We start from the raw sequence: 15812 nt of genomic DNA, 5'->3' as shown, positions 1-15812 counted from the left end.
TCGCTAATCCTCTCGTTCGTACGAATCATCTGATCGGTCGTGATGGGGATACGCCGGGATCGACAACGTGAACGTCGACCCGGTTCCCGGCTGACTCCACAGCCGGATGGTTCCGTTGTGGTTGGCCGCCACGTGTTTGACGATCGCCAACCCGAGGCCGGTGCCGCCGGTGGCCCGCGAACGCGCCTTGTCCACCCGGAAGAACCGTTCGAACACCCGCTCCTGGTCGGCCTTGGCGATACCAATACCACGGTCGGTCACCGCGATCTCGACGCTGCCGCCGCGGCGACGACGGCTGACGGAAACTCCGGATCCGTTGGGCGAGTAGGCAATTGCATTGGAGACCAGGTTGGCGATGGCGGTGACCAGCAGCGCCTCGTCGCCGAGCACCCGGTAGCCCGTCGGCGCGTCGGTGGTGACGACGATGTCGGCGTTGTCGGCGGCCACCTTGTGCCGCGACAGCGCTTCGGCGACGACGGCGTCGACGTCGACTTCGTCCAGATCGGGCAGCCGCTCGCCGCCCTGCAGCCGGGACAGCTCGATGAGCTCACCGACCATGTCGGCCAGCCGGTGCGATTCGGCGACCATCTTGTCCGCGAAGTGCCGCACGGTGTCCGGGTCGTCTGCCGAGGCCAGCAGCGCTTCGGCCAGCACACCCAGCGCGCCGACCGGCGTCTTCAGTTCGTGACTGACGTTGGCGACGAAATCGCGCCGGGTCGCTTCCATTCGCGCGTGCTCGGACTGGTCGTCGGCGTAGACGACGGCGAACCGGCGGTCGTGGTCGGTCAGCAGTTTCACGGTGCCCCGCACCGAGATGCCCGACCGGCCGGGGTTGGCCACCTTGAGCGGCGACAGGTCGACCTCGACGCTCTGACCGGTCGCGAACACCTGCTCGGCGGCACGCCAGGCACGTTCGTCGAGCAGCCGGTCACGCACCACGCCCAGCTCGTCGGCCCGGTCGTTGGTGTAGACCACGTCGTTGAACATGTCGACGACCACGATGCCCACCGGTGAGAGCGACACGATGTGCTGCAGCATCTGCGACACGGTCAGACCGGCCTCGTCGGCCGCCCGCCGCTCCTGTCTAGCCCTGATCCTGGGCATCAACCCAGCACCGACGCCCAGGCCGACAGCCAGCGCAAGCACTGCGACGATCACCGTCAGCAGTAGCGCCGACACAACACTCACGCGAAAAGCGTACGCATCGGGTGAACGTCATCCCAGCAGCGTGCGGCCAAATTGGGACAAGTCACACAGGCAAACACAGGAGTTCGGCCTGCGTTTACCCAGGTTCACCGGTTGTTTGCCGAATGTCCGGACTTACTTCTTGGCGCCCTGCGCCGCGACGGCCGCCGCACCCGCGGCCGCGGCCTCGGGGTCCAGGTACTCCCCGCCCACCACCAGCGGCTTGAGGTTCTCGTCCAAGTCGTAGCGCAGCGGAATGCCGGTGGGGATGTTCAACCCGACGACCTCGTCGTCCGACATGCCGTCGAGGTACTTCACCAGCGCCCGCAGCGAGTTGCCGTGCGCGGCGACCAGGACGGTCTTGCCTGCCTTGAGGTCCGGCACGATGGCCTGCTCGTAGTAGGGCACGAACCGGGCCACGACGTCGGCGAGGCATTCGGTCAGCGGGCCGCCGCCGATGTCGGCGTAGCGCGGGTCGGCGTCCTGGCTGAACTCGCTGCCCTTCTCGATGGGCGGCGGCGGCGTGTCGTAGCTGCGCCGCCACGCCATGAACTGCTCTTCGCCGTACTTCTCCTTGGTGGCGGCCTTGTCGAGGCCCTGCAGCGCGCCGTAGTGCCGCTCGTTGAGCCGCCAGTCCCGGTGGACCGGGATCCAGTGCCGGTCGGCCTTGTCCAGCGCCAGGTTCGCGGTGTTGATGGCGCGACGCAGCAGCGACGTATAGACCACGTCGGGCAGCACACCCTGCTCGGCCAGCAGTTCGCCACCGCGGACCGCCTCGGCACGGCCCTTCTCGGTGAGGTCGACGTCCACCCATCCGGTGAACAGGTTCTTCTGGTTCCAGTCGGACTCACCATGGCGGAGCAAGATCAGCGTCGGCATGACGCTCATCCTGTCACAGCGGGTCAGCCGTCTGCGTCGTCGATCAGATGCTCGAAGGCCTTCAGATTCTTCAGCGACTCACCGCGGGACACCCGCCATGCCCATTCCTTCTGGATGGAGCTGCGAAAACCCAACTCCAGCAACGTGTTGAAGTCCGAATCGACTGCTTCGAGCACCTGCCCGAGCACGCGGTCGATCTCGTCGGGCGTGACCGCATCGAGCACCATCCGGCCGACCAGATAGATGTCGCCGACGTTGTCGAGGGTGTAGGCGACGCCGTAGAGCCTGCGGTTGCGTTTGAGCAGGAACCGGTAGACGCCCTCGTGGTTCTCATCGGGCTTACGGCATACGAACGCCTCCACCCGCACCGAGTGCTCGCCGATGCTCAGGATGGTGTTGGTCTTGAGCTTGCGCTCCCCGGGGAGCGCCACCACCAGGCCCGGCAGTCCGCCGTGCGATCCGGGGTGGTGACTGTATTCCAGACCGTGCTCGTCGAGGGTGTCCTCGATGACCTGCTGAACCGCCGTCATGCCCGCACCCCCCTGCGCATCGAGAACCTGCGGCCGGACCGGCGCACAGGGGGCCGGGCGTGCCGGGCCCGGTAGTCGGTCATCGCTGTGGCGTAGCTGTCCAGCAACGCGTCGACGGTGTGGGCCCAGGAGAAGCCGTCGGCGTGGGCCACCGCTGCGCGGCTCAGCGCGACGGGATCGCGCTGCAGCACATCGTCGATGGCCGCGGCCCAGTCGTCGATGTCATGACCGTGGACCAGAGCCCCGGTGACGCCGTCGCGCACGGCGACCGGCAGTCCGCCGACGGCGGCGGCCACCACGGGTGTCCCGCAGGCCTGGGCCTCGATGGCGACCAGCCCGAAGGACTCTGAATAGCTCGGCACGGCAACAAGATCGGCAGCGCGGTACACGTTGACCAGATCGGCCCGCGACTGCGGCGGCAGGAACGTCACCCGGTCGGTGATACCCAATTCGTCGGCGAGCCGAACCAACGTCTCGGGCTCCTCGAGGCCACGCCCGGAGGGGCCACCTGCCACCAGCACCCGCAGGCCGGGCAGCTTGGCGGCGGCCCGCAACAGGACGTCGGGCGCCTTGAGCGGCTGGATCCGGCCGACGAACGCCACCACCTGCTCGTCGGCGGGCAGTCCCAGTACGGCCCTGGCCGCGCGCCGATCGCCCGGGCTGAACAGTTCCAGGTCCACCCCAGGGTGCACCACGTCGATCCGCGAACGGTCGGCGTGGTGCAGCGAAACAAGTTGCTGCGCTTCATGTTCGGTGTTGACGATGAGCCGGTCGGCCTCGTCGACCACCTGCTGCTCCCCGACCGCACGCAGCGGCGGCTCAGGGGCGTCCCCCTCGGCGAGCGCCGCGTTCTTGACGGCGGCGAGGGTGTGGGCGGTGTGTACCAGCGGCACCGCCCAGCGGTCCCTGGCCAGCCAGCCCACCTGGCCGGAGAGCCAGTAGTGCGAATGCACGACGTCGTAGTAGCCGGGTTCGTGGGTGGCCTCGGCGCGCAACACCCCGGCGGTGAACGCGCACAGCTGCGTGGGCAGATCGTATTTGTCGAGGCCCTCGAACGGGCCTGCCACCACGTTGCGCACCAGCACGCCGGGAGCCACCGCGACGGTCGGTGCGTCGGCCGACGAGGTGGCCCTGGTGAAGATCTCCACCTCGACGCCGCGGCGGGCCAGTTGCAGTGCCGTCTGCAGCACGTAGACGTTCATGCCGCCGGCGTCACCGGTGCCAGGCTGGGCCAGTGGCGAGGTGTGCACGGACAGCACCGCGACGCGACGCGGCCCGTCGGGCCGCTGCCGTTCCGCAGCGGCGTCGGAACCGTCTGAAGTTAGGCGCACATCGTCATGTCTACACCGCGGCAGATCGGCGGGTCTGAGCGCGCCGCATCGCACCGATCGGATCGGCGTACAGCCCGCCCAGGGAAACGATCCCCGCGCCGGCCTCCTGGACCCGGTTCCCGAATGCCGTGACCCGAATGTCGCGCGCGGCGAGCACCGACCGCCTGGCGAACGCGGACTCCACCGCGGCCATGCCCTCGGGGTACTCGGTGAACGCCTGGCCGCCGACGATCAGATCGTCGGGGTTGAGCATGTCGCGCAGCAGGGCGACGGCTTCGCCGAGCACCCGGGCCCGGTCGGCCAACAGTTCGGCGGCCTGAGCGTTACCCGCGCGAGCGGCGCGCAGCACCGCGGGCAGGGTGGACGCCGCCCCCTCGGCGGGCACGATGCGCAGCTTGCGGGCCGCGGTCAGCACCGCCTCGTCACTCACCGTCGACTCCAATTGCCCTGTGCCGCCGAGCAATTCGGACTGCGCGGGCAGGCCCGCGATGGTGCCCGGCCCGCTGGCCGGGGAATGCACGCGGCCGTCGATGGACAGCGCGTAGCCCACGGTCTCGCGGGCGTAGACGTACAGACTGGTCCTGGCCTGGCCCGCGTCGGCACCTGTCCGGCGACCACCCAGCAGCAGCTCCGCACCCGCCATGGCGTCGACGTGCGAGGCCAGCGACACCGGCAGCCCGAGCGCCTCGGCGAGCACCGGCCCCACCGGGGCGTCGTGCCAACCCAGCCGGGGGTGATCGAGGTAGCCCGTGGTGCTGTCGACGACGCCACCGGATGCGACGCCCACCCACAGCGGGCGACGGCGGTGCCAACGGCTCAGGTAGCGGCGCGCACTGGCGGCCAGCGTCGCCAACGCCGCGGCCTGTGCGCCGGACGGCGTCGGCGTCTCGACCACGTCGAGCGTGCGGCCGAACAGGTCGGTGGCCACGATCGAGGTGGTGCGGGCGCCAATGTGGATGCCCAGGGTGAGGAACGGCTCGTGGTTGACCTCGACGGGCACCCGGGGGCGTCCGATCGCACCCGATACCGCGAGGTCGGCGCGTTCCCGCAGGATGCCGGCCTCCAGCAGGGCGGTGACCTGGCGGTTCACCGTGGCGATGCTGAGCTGGGTGTGCTGCGCGATGGCGTCACGTGCGATCGGGCCGCGCGTGCGTGCGGCGCTGAAGACCGATGCGGCGGCCGCATCGGCGACCTTGAGCGACGGCGCGACGATGTGCAGCAGTCGCGACTGCGGGTAGCGGGCACTGGCGGGGGTGAGCACGCGCTTGTTGTGCGCGGCGCCAGCGCGGGTGGGACGACGCAGCGGTGCGGCGGGGGCGGTGCTGACGGCGGTAGCGGTGGTCACGTGAAAGGTCCTTACTGGAGGTCGGCCGGTGGATGGGGGCCACACCTGGCGACTCAGCAGGACAGGAAAACGGTGTCCGGGTACGAATCAGGCGCGGCGGGGTGCGCGACAACAACACGCACGCCGCACGAAGGCAGCCTGAGAACTCCGAGACACACGATGAACTTAGCACGCCAATTAAAGTTGGGCAGATGACGACACCACACAACGACCGCCGGGTGGCAGTGGTAACCGGCGCCAGTGCCGGCATCGGTGCAGCGACCGCCAAAACCCTTGCCTCCCTTGGATTTCACGTGGTCTGCGTGGCCCGCAGAGCCGACCGGATCGAGGCCGTCGCCGCCGAGATCGGCGGTACCGCAATTGTGGCGGACGTCACCGACGACGACGCGGTCGACGCCCTGGCGGCCGGCCTGGATCGCGTCGATGTGCTGGTGAACAACGCAGGCGGCGCACGCGGTCTGGAGCCCGTGGCCGCGGCGGATCTGGATCATTGGCGCTGGATGTGGGAGACCAACGTGCTGGGCACCCTGCGGGTGACCAAGGCGTTGCTGCCCGCGCTGGAGGCCTCGGGTGACGGGCTGATCGTCACGGTCACCTCGATCGCGGCGTTCGAGGTCTACGACAACGGCGGCGGCTACACGTCGGCCAAGCACGCCCAGAGCGCACTACACCGCACCCTGCGCGGCGAACTGTTGGGAAAACCGGTGCGGCTCACCGAGATTGCGCCGGGGGCGGTGCACACCGACTTCTCGCTGCTGCGCTTCGACGGTGATGCGGCGCGCGCCGACGCCGTCTACGCCGGGCTCACCCCGCTGGTCGCCGAGGACATCGCCGAGGTCATCGGTTTCGTCGCGACCCGCCCGAGCCACGTCGACCTGGACCAGATCGTGATCCGGCCGCGCGATCAGGCCTCGGCCACCCGGTACAACCGGCGGACGTGACTAGCCGCCCGGCCCCCGGGCCGGCGGCGGCGTCGTGGTGGTCGGCGTGCCCGACAGGGTGGGCGCATCGGTGGGCGTCGCGGGGGCGCTCACCGGGATCTCCGGCGGCTTCTTGTTGTTGATGGCCGACATGGATACCCACTCGTCCCAGCTGATCGCCCAGTCCCAGATGTCGCCGTCGGCGTAGGACAGCTGGATGGACGTTCCGGTCACCTCGACCGGATCGCCGTACATCGCGGTGTGGAAGTACTGCTCCGCATCGCCGGTGGACAGGTTGATACAGCCGTTGGTGACGTTCGTGTTGCCCTGGGCACCCGAGCTGGCGGGGTTGGCGTGGATGAACTCGCCGTTGTTGGAGATGCGCACCGCCCAACGCTCGTGGACGTTGTTGTAGCCCGCGGCCGGGTTGGACATGTAGAAGTCGGCGTACTTCTCGGTGACGACGTGGGTGCCGCTGCGGGTGACGTTGCGGGGCAGGTCGGCCTCGCCGTAGCTGCACGGGAAGTCGAACAGCACGCCGCCGTCGTTGATGACCTGGATGCGGTGGCTGGTCGCGTCGGCCTTGACCACCTGGCGGCGGCCGATCTCGATGCTGAGCGTGGAATCGGCGGCCCCGTAGGCATCGTCGCCGAACTTCACGCCGTAGAGCGGTGCGTTGACGTTGACCTTGGTTCCGGCCGGGTAGTACTCGCGGGTCCGCCAGTGCACCCGTGAGCCTGCGGACTCGTCGGGCAGCCAGGCCCAGGCGCCTTCCACAGGCGGATCCGTGGTGACCTTGAGTGCTTTTTCGACGGTCACCTTGTCGGCGTCGCTGATCGCGGCGTCGAACTGCAGGATGATCGGCGCGGCCACCCCGACCACCTGGCCGTCGGCGAGCTGGAACTGCCCGTTGACCTGCTTCTGCGGATCGATGGTCTTGAACTTGGCCTGCAGCTGCTCGGCCTTGCCGTCGTGCCCCACCACGGACCCGGACCACTTGTAGGTCATGCCGTAGCCGAGCGGTTCGGTGACCGTGTAGGCGGTGCGGTCGCGGTTGAGCGCGCCGGCCACGATCTTGCCGTCCGGATTGGTCAGGCTGACGGTCTGGAACCAACCGTCGGCGACCTGGACTCCCACGGCAGCGGTCGGGATCACGTCGGACGCGTCGGCACCGGGCTGGTACGTCACCTTCGGGGCCGCCGGGGCGGCCTCCGGTGCCGACTTGGGCGTCGAGTTACCCGCGCATGCTGCCAGCACACTTGCGCCGACTCCGACAGCAAGCGTGGACAGGGCCCGGCGCCGGTTCATCACCGGCGCCGGGACCTGGAAAAAACCGGCTGAGCTCACGTGGACCTAGGGTACCGATAGCGAGCTTCCAATCAGAATTGGTTCGGGTGTGAGATCTATCCCGAACACCTCGCGAACACCTGCCTGCACCCGCCTGGCCAGCGCAATCACGTCGGTGCTCGTGGCCCCGCCGCGGTTTGTCAGCGCCAGGGCATGCTTGGTCGACAACCGGGCCGGGGCGCCGTCGCCGGGGAAACCCTTGCCGAAGCCCGCATGCTCCACGAGCCAGCCTGCCGCGAGTTTCACGCCGTCGGGCGCCGGGTAATGCGGCACGTCGGCCGATTTCCGCAACGCGTCGAACTGCGCCTGCGACACCACCGGGTTGGTGAAGAAGGAACCGACGCTCCACGTGTCGTGGTCGTCGGCGTCGAGCACCATGCCCTTGCCTGCCCGCAACTTGAGCACGGTCTCCCGGACCCGCAGCGGATCGGCCCGCTCGCCGGTCTGGACACCGAGCGCGTTGGCCAGTTCCCGGTAGCGCAGCGGCGCGCTGCGGCCATGCGCGTCGAGCTCGAATTCCACCTCGAGCACGATGACGGCATCGGAGTGCTTGAGCACACTGGTCCGGTAGGCGAAACCCAGTTCTTCCGGTGCGGCCCAACGTTCTTCGCCACTGCGCCGGTCGAGCAGCCGGACCCGGCGGATGGTGTCGGCGACCTCGGTCCCGTAGGCGCCGACGTTCTGCACGGGCGTCGCCCCGGCGGAGCCGGGTATCCCGGAGAGGCATTCCAGCCCGCCCAATCCGTGCGCCAGTGCAGTCACCACCACGTCGTCGAACACAGCGCCTGCCTCGGCGCGCAGGATGTTGTCCTCGACGGTGATCTCGGTGTTGGCCACTCGCACCACGGTGAGCTCGGGTTGGGTGTCGGCCAGATCGTCGGCGAGCACCACGTTGGAACCGCCTGCGAGCACCAGGATCGGGTCGTCGAGTGCGCGCAGCACGCCGACGAGTTGTTCGGTGCTGGTGCAGGTCAGGACCCGGCGCGCGACCGGCCCGACGCGCAGCGTGGTCAGCGGCGCCAGCGGAACCGACTCGGCGACCGCCACCCCGGCGACATACGAAGTGGCCACGGCCGGTAACGGTAGCGTGGCCAGCTATGCCGCGATCATTCGACATGGCCACCGAATATCCCGCCACGGTCGAACAGGTGCATCAGGCTTTCCGCAGCGAGCAATACTGGCGGGCCCGGCTGGCCAATTTCGGCGCCGACGACGCCACGCTGGACGAGTTGACCGTGGCCGACGACGGGCACGTCGACGTCATCACCAGCCACGTGCTGCGCGCCGACGGACTGCCCGCGCTGGTGTCGCAGTTCCACCATGGCGACCTGCGGATCCGGCGGGAAGAGCATTGGCAGCCGGTCCGCGACGACCGGTCTGCCGTGACCGTCAGCGGCGTGATCGCCGGGGCACCGGTGACGTTGGACGGTGGCGGGGTGCTGGCGCCGGCCGGTGGCGGTGCCCGGCTGACGGTGACGCTCAGCGTCGAAGTCAAGGTGCCATTGGTCGGTGGCAAGATCGAGAATTTCATCGGCGGGCAGCTGGTGGATCTGTTGACCGCCGAACAGCGGTTCACCACGGTGTGGATCACCGAGAACAGCTGAACCCGGCGGTAGCGTCGAGAGCCATGAGTCGGCCCGTCGGGGCGATCACGCGGGGCACCACCGGGTACAACCGGCTGCGCCGCAGCGATCGTTGGCTGGTGCACTCGGCGCGCGTGCGCACCGCGCTGAGTGCGGCGTCCGACCCGCTGGTGGTCGACCTGGGCTACGGCGCACTTCCGGTCACCACGCTCGAGCTGGCGGCCCGACTGCAGTCCGTGCGGGCCGACGCCCGCGTCGTCGGCCTGGAGATCCACCCGGAGCGGGTGGCGACGGCCCGGGCCCTTGCCCTGCAAGCAGGACACAAGGCGTCGGGCAGGCACCGGTCGGTGGAGTTCACCCTCGGCGGGTTCGAGCTGGCCGGGCTGCGCCCGGTGCTGGTGCGGGCGTTCAACGTGTTGCGCCAGTATCCGGTCGAGGCGGTGCCCGACGCGTGGGCGACGATGCAGCACCGGTTGGCCCCGGGCGGGTTGATCATCGACGGCACGTGCGACGAGCTGGGCCGGTTGAGCTGCTGGGTGCTTCTCGACGCCACCGGACCGGTGAGCCTGACCCTGGCGTGCGACCCGTTCAGCATCGAACGGCCGTCGGATCTGGCCGTGCGCCTGCCGAAGGTGCTCATTCACCACAATGTGCCGGGCCAGCGCGTCCACGCCCTGCTCAGCGCCGCCGACCTGGCCTGGGCCAGTGTGGCCGGGCACGGGGTGTTCGGGCCTCGGGTGCGCTGGCGGGCGATGCTGGAGTTGCTGCGCGACGAGAACTTCGGAGGCTTCCCGGTCGAGCCGCCGCGGCGCCGGATGCGCGACGGCGTGCTGACCGTGCCGTGGGCGACCGTCGCGCCACTATCCTGAGGCCATGCGAGTTGCCCTGGCGCAGATCACCACCGGCACCGATCCGGCGGCCAACCTCGAGCTCGTCGATGCCTACACGCGCCGAGCCGCAGCCGTCGGGGCCCAGCTGGTGCTCTTCCCCGAGGCCACCATGTGCCGCTTCGGGGTGCCGTTGGCACCGGTCGCGCAGCCGCTGGACGGTCCGTGGGCCAACGGAGTGCGCGACATCGCCGCGGCCGCCGGGGTCGTGGTGGTGGCCGGGATGTTCGTGCCGGCCGACGCCGGCCGGGTGACCAACACGCTGCTGGCCACCGGACCCTCGGTGGCTGCGCACTACCACAAGATCCATCTGTACGATGCCTTCGGTTTTGCCGAATCCAAAACTGTCGCACCGGGTTTCGAGCCGGTGACCATCACCGTCGACGGCGTCACGGTCGGGTTGACCACGTGCTACGACATCCGCTTCCCCGAACTGTTCGTCGAGCTGGCCCGCCGCGGGACCCAGCTGATCACCGTGCACGCGTCCTGGGCGTCGGGGCCGGGCAAGCTCGAACAGTGGACGCTGCTGGCCCGGGCGCGGGCATTGGACACCACAGGGTTCGTCGCGGCGGTGGATCAGCCCTATCCGGGCGACGAGCTCGCCAAGGCCGGGCCGACCGGCGCGGGCGGCAGCATCGTCGCCTCCCCCACCGGTGAGGTGGTGGCTGCCGCCGGTACGGACACGGAGTTGCTGATCGCCGACATCGACCTCGACGCCGCCCGGCGTGCGCGCGAGAGCATCGCGGTGCTGCAGAACCGCTCAGAGCTCGCTCAGATCGGTAGGGCACAATCGGCGGGGTGACCGATCCCTGGGCTCGCCCCACCGACCAGTCCCCTCCCGTGCCGTCCGAGAGCGCCTCGGAGCCTCCCCAGGCCCCGCCGCCCGGATACCCGGCGACCCCGCCCCCGGCGGCGTCAACACCTCCCGACGCGCCGAAACCGCCGTCGTCGGCGGCATCGAAGATCAAGAACCTGCTGTCCGACCCGCTCTCGATCGTGCTGGTCGTGGTCATCGTGCTGGCACTGGTCGCCGCGGGGCTGCTGGGCGGCGAACTGTATGCCCGCAAGCGCGCCGACAGCATCGTCGCGGGTGTCGTCGCATGTGTCGTGCAGGACGACGCCAAGGCATCGTTCGATCCGCTGCCGCCGTTTTTGTGGCAGCACGCCACCGGGCACTACACCAACATCAACATCGAGACGGCAGGCAATCAGATCCGCGAGGCCAAGGGCATGAAGGTGGTGCTCGGCATCAAGGATGTGCAGATCCAGGACACCGCCGATTCCAGCGGCACCGTCGGATCGCTGACGGCCGATATCACGTGGTCCCTCGACGGCTTGCGGCAGACAGCCGCCAACATGGTCCAGCTGCCGTTCATCGGCTCGGCCATCACCGATGTGTCGACGAATGCCGCCGCGGGCACCGTCCAGCTCAAGAGCATGCTCGGCACCATCACCGCCAAACCGATCGTGGCGAACAAGGGCATCGCCCTGCAGATCACCGAACTGAACGCGATCGGGCTGTCGTGGCCGCGCGAGATGATCCAGCCGATCCTGGACAGTTTCACCAGCCAGCTGACCGACAACTACCCGATGGGTATCCACGCCGACAGCGTGCAGGTCACCGACAACGGTGTGAAGGCGCAGTACTCGACGCAGAACGCGTCGATGCCGAAGGCCTCCGAGGACCCGTGCTTCGCGAAGCTCTGAGTTCCTAGCTCAGGGCGTCGAGCACCACGCGGGTCCCGGACAGACCCAGCCGGGTGGCACCGGCCTGCAGCATCGCGATGGCCTGCTGCGCAGTGCGGATGCCGCCGCTGGCCTTGACCCCCAGGCGCCCGCCGACCGCGCCGGCCATCAGCTCGACCGCCCGCACCGAAGCACCGCCGCTGGGATGAAACCCGGTGGAGGTCTTCACGAAATCGGCTCCGGCGTCCTCGCTGACGCGGCACACGTCGAGCAGCAGCCGCTCGCCGGAGAACTCCAGCAACGCCGCAGACTCGACGATCACCTTCAGCGTCGCCGCGGGCAGGGCGGAGCGGACCGCGGCCACGTCGGCGGCCACCGCGTCGAGGTCGCCGGCCAGGGCCGCCCCGACGTCGATGACCATGTCGACCTCGGCGGCACCCGCCTCGGCCGCCAGGGCCGCCTCGTTGGCCTTGACCGCCGACAGGTGTTTGCCCGACGGGAACCCGGCCACTGTGGCGACGGCCAGACCGTCCGGGCAGGCGGCCCGGGCAACCGGCACGAAGCTCGGCGACACGCACACCGCGAACACGCCCAGCTCGGCTGCATCGGCCACCAGCGCCGCCACATCCGCGGCGGTGGCCTCGGGTTTGAGCAGGGTGTGGTCGACTAGCGCGGCCACCTGTGCGCGGCTGTAGTCAGTCATCAGAAGGGTTCCTCCGTACCGCCGGGATTACACCGGGTCGCCACCATCTGCTCGGGCGGCACCTCCGGACGCCACGGCTCCAGGTTCCAGCTGGTCTTGCCCGGCTCGATGATCTCGGCGAACGTCCAGTGGCACAGGAATTGTTCGCGCATACCGGGCAGATCGGCGTCCGGCGACAGGGTCAGCACCTCGGCCCACGCCTCGTCGGCCTGCGCCGTGGTGCCGGGTTGCGCGGCCAGCTGGCGCGCGACGGCGGTGGGATAGACCCGAAGGCTCGACAGATCACCCCACTTGGCCCACTCGACGTGATCGACGTACGGATGCGCGGGGCCGGGATCAGGTTCGGCGCCGGCCACCGGCGCGAAGGTGATCAGCCCGGACAGCGCCAAGCCGGCCGCACCGAGTGCGGCCTTCGGTGAGCGCATCGACTACCGCGACTTTCCTTGGATCTCAAGCAGTTTGGGGCGCACATCGACCAGGTAGACGCCGGTGGCGCAGGCCGAGATGGCGGCCCCGAAGGCGTCGCGCATCAACAGTTCCAGGAGTAGCCCTACTCCGAGGATGGCCAGCCACACGGGCTTGGTGAGCTTGCCCGTGGCTGTGTAGGCGTCGGGCCGCTGGATGGCCGCGTGCACGAAGGCGTAGACACCGACGACGAACACCGCGACGACGATGACAGCAACAATGACGCCCGCAAGGTTGGCAAGTATCACCTCACCACCCTATGCGGGCGTCATCGTCAGTGCGAACGACCCGGCGCCGAATCATGCGGCCGCCGGTCGAGACCGGATTACTTCTGGGTCACCTTCTTGGCCGGGGTGGCGGCCTTCTTGGCGGCCGGGGTGGCCGGAGCTGCCTTCTTGGCGGCCGGAGCGGTCGGGGCAGCCTTCTTGGCCGGGGCGGCCTTCTTGGCGGGGGCGGCCTTCTCAGCCTTCTTCGGCAGTTCGACGCCCACGAGCTTGGCGGCGCGCTCACCGACGGCGCGAGTCTGCGACGCGACGGTGCCCAGCGCTTCCTGGGTCAGCTCGGTGACCTGGTCGGTGTATCCCTCGACACGGCTGGCGGCCTCTTCGATCGCCGGCTGGCTGCGCAGGCGCTCCAGGGCGGCCTCGCCGCGCTCGACGAGCTTGTTGTAGGTCGCGGTGGCCTGATCGGCGTAGCCTTCGGCAGCCTTGCGCAGTTCCTCGGAGGTGAACTTCTCGCGGAACTCCCCGAACTGGCCCGGCAGGTCTTCCTGCAGCTTGTTCAGGCGGGCACGGCTCTCCTCGACGCGGGTGTTGGCGTCGGTGCGGGCCTCTTCGGCACGCTCACGCAGGCTCGCGATGATCTCGTTCACGGTGGCCAGGGCCAGATCGGCGGCGCCGACGGCGGCGAACAGCGGAGCCTTGAGATCCTCGACGTTGGGCTGATTCTTATCGGTCATGTCGAATTTCCTTTCAGATGCTTGCAGTTGATGACGGGGGTGTGTGCGGTATTTCGGGAGGCGTTGCCGGCACTGATTCCTGCGGCGCCGCCTCTGCCGTGTCTTCGCTGCCCTCGTTCTGCTGACAGAAAGACGTGTATATGTCGAGCAGCACCTGCTTCTGCCGCTCGGTGATCGCGGTGTCGCCGACAATGGCGTCGCGGACCCGGTTGCCCTCGGTGGGTTCGAGGATCCCGGCCCGCAGGTAGAGCACCTCGGCAGAAACCCGCAATGCCTTGGCGATCTCCTTGAGCACATCCGCTGAAGGTTTGCGCAGTCCCCGCTCGATCTGGCTGAGGTAGGGATTGCTGACGCCGGCCTTCTCGGCGAGTTGACGCACGGACACCTGAGCGGCTTCACGCTGGCTGCGAATGAAGCTGCCGATGTCCGAAGCCGCGTTGCTCACCACGGCTGCAAGATTCTCGTCCTGCGACATGTTGAGCCTCTTCCGTTGGGCTTGCGCTGACAAAACCCACGGTACGACCTAGTGCTAACAATTGCAAGCACCTGCTAGCGCAGGTCAGAACAGTAGTTGACCGATCGTGTAGATGATCAGGCCTGCCAGCGCACCTACCACGGTGCCATTGATCCGGATGAATTGCAGGTCACGGCCCACGTGGAGTTCGATCCGGCGGCTCGCCTCATCGGCGTCCCAGCGCTCGATGGTCTCCGTGATGATCGCTGTGATCTCCGTCCCATACTCGCCGACCAGGTGTTTTGCGGCCCGCACGATCCAGTTGTCGACCTTGTCGCGCAGCTCGGCGTCGTCGCGCAGGGACTCCCCGATGCGCATCACCGAATCCGCGATCCGGGTCCGCAGCGCCGACGACGGATCGTCGACCGACTCGCCGATGATGCGTTTGGCCGCGTTCCACGCGGTCTCGGCGGCGCGGGCCACCTCGTCGCGGGCCATGATCTGCTCTTTGACGTTCTCGGCGCGCTGGATGGTGGCGTCGTCGTTCTGCAGATCGTCGGCGAACTCGAACATGAACCGGGTGGCCGACCGGCGCAGCTCATGGTCGGGATTGCGACGCACCTTGTCGGTGAAATCCATCAGCTCGCGATGGATCCGGTCACCGACCAGATGGTCGACCCACCGCGGCGACCAGGTCGGAGAGTCACGTTCGATCACCCGCTCGATGACCTCGCCAGCGTTGAGCGACCACTGGAACGCCCGGTCACACAACAGCTGGATCAGCGCCTCCTGCCGGCCCTCGGCCAGCAGCGTGGCCAACACCCGCCCGATGGGCGGGCCCCACTTGGGCTCGGCGATGCGCTTGACGATCATCCGGTCCAGCACGTGCTGCACGTCTTCGTCGCGCAACAACTCCACCCCGACCCGCAGCACGGTCGCACTCTCGGAAGCCACGCGTTCGGCATGGGAGCGGTCGCTGAGCCACTTGCCGAGCCGGCCGGCCACCTGCGCGTCGCGCACCTTGGTCTCGATGACCTGCGGTGACATGAAGTTCTCCCGCACGAACGTGCCGAGCCCTTCGCCGAGCTGGTCCTTCTTGCGCTTGATGATCGCGGTGTGCGGGATCGGGATGCCCAGCGGATGCCGGAACAGTGCCGTGACAGCGAACCAGTCGGCCAGCGCGCCGACCATGCCCGCCTCGGCCGCCGCGCGCACATACCCGACCCAGGTCGGCGCCGCGGCGCCGCGGGACTCCGCCCAGGTGCACACCAGATAGACCACAGTGGCGCCCAGCAGGAAACCGAGTGCGACAGCCTTCATCCGCCGCAAACCACGCCTACGCTCGGCGTCGGCCGTCGGATCGGCACCGGCCAGTGTCTCGGCGAAACTCGCTCGCGGAGCAGGAAGCGCACGCAAACCTGCTTCGGATCTATGTGCCACGCCTCCATCATCCACAAAGGCATGCCCGAGGGCTCGGTCCCACGGGCAGACGGGGGTTGTTTCGCCGTACTATCAAGTGGAACTAGGGAATGGGACTAC

Annotated in this window: 18 protein-coding genes; 5 read left to right on the top strand and 13 right to left on the bottom strand. The window is 68.7% G+C overall.

Going from position 1 to position 15812, the window contains the following annotated elements; genetic code table 11:
* Nucleotides 1–3: 3 nt before the first annotated feature.
* The 5 genes from BTO20_RS05005 to BTO20_RS04985 all read right to left on the bottom strand — a co-directional run bounded on the left by BTO20_RS05005 (nucleotide 4) and on the right by BTO20_RS04985 (nucleotide 5186).
* The gene (locus BTO20_RS05005; protein WP_232491038.1) at nucleotides 4–1188 is read right to left on the bottom strand and encodes a sensor histidine kinase; all 1185 of its coding nucleotides are present in this window, start codon (nucleotides 1186–1188) and stop codon (nucleotides 4–6) included.
* 132 nt (nucleotides 1189–1320) lie between these two features.
* The gene (locus tag BTO20_RS05000) at nucleotides 1321–2073 is read right to left on the bottom strand and encodes a phosphoglyceromutase (RefSeq protein ID WP_198344260.1); all 753 of its coding nucleotides are present in this window, start codon (nucleotides 2071–2073) and stop codon (nucleotides 1321–1323) included.
* Between the two features lie 14 nt (nucleotides 2074–2087).
* Nucleotides 2088–2594, bottom strand: a complete 507-nt coding sequence (locus BTO20_RS04995) for a type III secretion system chaperone family protein (RefSeq protein WP_087073898.1) — start codon at nucleotides 2592–2594, stop codon at nucleotides 2088–2090.
* Nucleotides 2591–3925 (bottom strand): D-inositol-3-phosphate glycosyltransferase, encoded by a 1335-nt coding sequence (gene mshA / locus BTO20_RS04990; RefSeq protein ID WP_087073896.1) that lies wholly within the window; start codon nucleotides 3923–3925, stop codon nucleotides 2591–2593. The genes BTO20_RS04995 and mshA overlap by 4 nt, the downstream gene beginning before the upstream one ends.
* Before the next feature lie 10 nt (nucleotides 3926–3935).
* Nucleotides 3936–5186 (bottom strand): ROK family protein, encoded by a 1251-nt coding sequence (locus BTO20_RS04985; RefSeq protein WP_087081617.1) that lies wholly within the window; start codon nucleotides 5184–5186, stop codon nucleotides 3936–3938.
* Nucleotides 5187–5461: 275 nt separating this feature from the next.
* Between BTO20_RS04985 and BTO20_RS04980 the strand changes: the two genes are divergently transcribed.
* Nucleotides 5462–6211, top strand: coding sequence for an SDR family oxidoreductase (locus BTO20_RS04980; RefSeq protein WP_087073894.1), 750 nt, complete (start codon nucleotides 5462–5464; stop codon nucleotides 6209–6211).
* Here BTO20_RS04980 and BTO20_RS04975 read toward each other — a convergent pair whose 3' ends face one another.
* Together BTO20_RS04975 and BTO20_RS04970 are read right to left on the bottom strand one after the other, a co-directional pair.
* The gene (locus tag BTO20_RS04975) at nucleotides 6212–7498 is read right to left on the bottom strand and encodes a L,D-transpeptidase (protein ID WP_198344461.1); all 1287 of its coding nucleotides are present in this window, start codon (nucleotides 7496–7498) and stop codon (nucleotides 6212–6214) included.
* Between the two features lie 45 nt (nucleotides 7499–7543).
* Nucleotides 7544–8608 carry a UDP-N-acetylmuramate dehydrogenase gene (locus BTO20_RS04970; protein ID WP_087073890.1) on the bottom strand — a complete coding sequence of 355 codons (1065 nt, stop codon included), beginning with the start codon at nucleotides 8606–8608 and terminating at the stop codon, nucleotides 7544–7546.
* A gap of 26 nt (nucleotides 8609–8634) precedes the next feature.
* Here BTO20_RS04970 and BTO20_RS04965 point away from each other — a divergent pair, with 26 nt between their 5' ends.
* The 4 genes from BTO20_RS04965 to BTO20_RS04950 are packed head-to-tail and all read left to right on the top strand — an operon-like array spanning nucleotide 8635 to nucleotide 11714.
* Nucleotides 8635–9141 (top strand): DUF2505 domain-containing protein, encoded by a 507-nt coding sequence (locus BTO20_RS04965; protein WP_087073889.1) that lies wholly within the window; start codon nucleotides 8635–8637, stop codon nucleotides 9139–9141.
* A 23-nt stretch (nucleotides 9142–9164) separates the two neighbouring features.
* On the top strand, nucleotides 9165–9989 hold the full coding sequence (locus BTO20_RS04960; protein WP_087073887.1) for a class I SAM-dependent methyltransferase: 825 nt from the start codon (nucleotides 9165–9167) through the stop codon (nucleotides 9987–9989).
* A gap of 4 nt (nucleotides 9990–9993) precedes the next feature.
* Nucleotides 9994–10809 carry a carbon-nitrogen hydrolase family protein gene (locus BTO20_RS04955; protein WP_087073885.1) on the top strand — a complete coding sequence of 272 codons (816 nt, stop codon included), beginning with the start codon at nucleotides 9994–9996 and terminating at the stop codon, nucleotides 10807–10809.
* Nucleotides 10806–11714 carry an LmeA family phospholipid-binding protein gene (locus tag BTO20_RS04950; protein ID WP_087073883.1) on the top strand — a complete coding sequence of 303 codons (909 nt, stop codon included), beginning with the start codon at nucleotides 10806–10808 and terminating at the stop codon, nucleotides 11712–11714. The genes BTO20_RS04955 and BTO20_RS04950 overlap by 4 nt, the downstream gene beginning before the upstream one ends.
* Nucleotides 11715–11718: 4 nt before the next feature.
* Here BTO20_RS04950 and deoC read toward each other — a convergent pair whose 3' ends face one another.
* From deoC to BTO20_RS04920, 6 genes are all read right to left on the bottom strand, one after another.
* A complete protein-coding gene (gene deoC / locus BTO20_RS04945) occupies nucleotides 11719–12396 on the bottom strand; it encodes a deoxyribose-phosphate aldolase (RefSeq protein ID WP_087073881.1) in 678 nt (225 codons plus the stop codon).
* Nucleotides 12396–12821, bottom strand: a complete 426-nt coding sequence (locus BTO20_RS04940; protein WP_087073879.1) for a DUF2599 domain-containing protein — start codon at nucleotides 12819–12821, stop codon at nucleotides 12396–12398. Before BTO20_RS04940 ends, deoC begins: the two co-directional genes overlap by 1 nt.
* A gap of 3 nt (nucleotides 12822–12824) precedes the next feature.
* Entirely contained in the window at nucleotides 12825–13109 is a 285-nt protein-coding gene (locus tag BTO20_RS04935) for a DUF2516 family protein (RefSeq protein ID WP_083167464.1), read from the bottom strand.
* A 77-nt stretch (nucleotides 13110–13186) separates the two neighbouring features.
* Nucleotides 13187–13819, bottom strand: coding sequence for a heparin-binding hemagglutinin (locus tag BTO20_RS04930; protein WP_087073878.1), 633 nt, complete (start codon nucleotides 13817–13819; stop codon nucleotides 13187–13189).
* A gap of 13 nt (nucleotides 13820–13832) precedes the next feature.
* Nucleotides 13833–14294: a helix-turn-helix domain-containing protein gene (locus BTO20_RS04925; protein WP_087073876.1), complete on the bottom strand. Its 462-nt coding sequence runs from the start codon at nucleotides 14292–14294 to the stop codon at nucleotides 13833–13835.
* An 84-nt stretch (nucleotides 14295–14378) separates the two neighbouring features.
* Nucleotides 14379–15728, bottom strand: a complete 1350-nt coding sequence (locus tag BTO20_RS04920) for a DUF445 domain-containing protein (protein WP_408632155.1) — start codon at nucleotides 15726–15728, stop codon at nucleotides 14379–14381.
* Nucleotides 15729–15812: the final 84 nt, after the last annotated feature.

The organism is Mycobacterium dioxanotrophicus, from assembly GCF_002157835.1.
Classification (GTDB): domain Bacteria; phylum Actinomycetota; class Actinomycetes; order Mycobacteriales; family Mycobacteriaceae; genus Mycobacterium; species Mycobacterium dioxanotrophicus.
The sequence above is the reverse complement of the archived record's forward strand: the minus strand, read 5'-3'. Positions and strand labels throughout refer to the sequence as shown.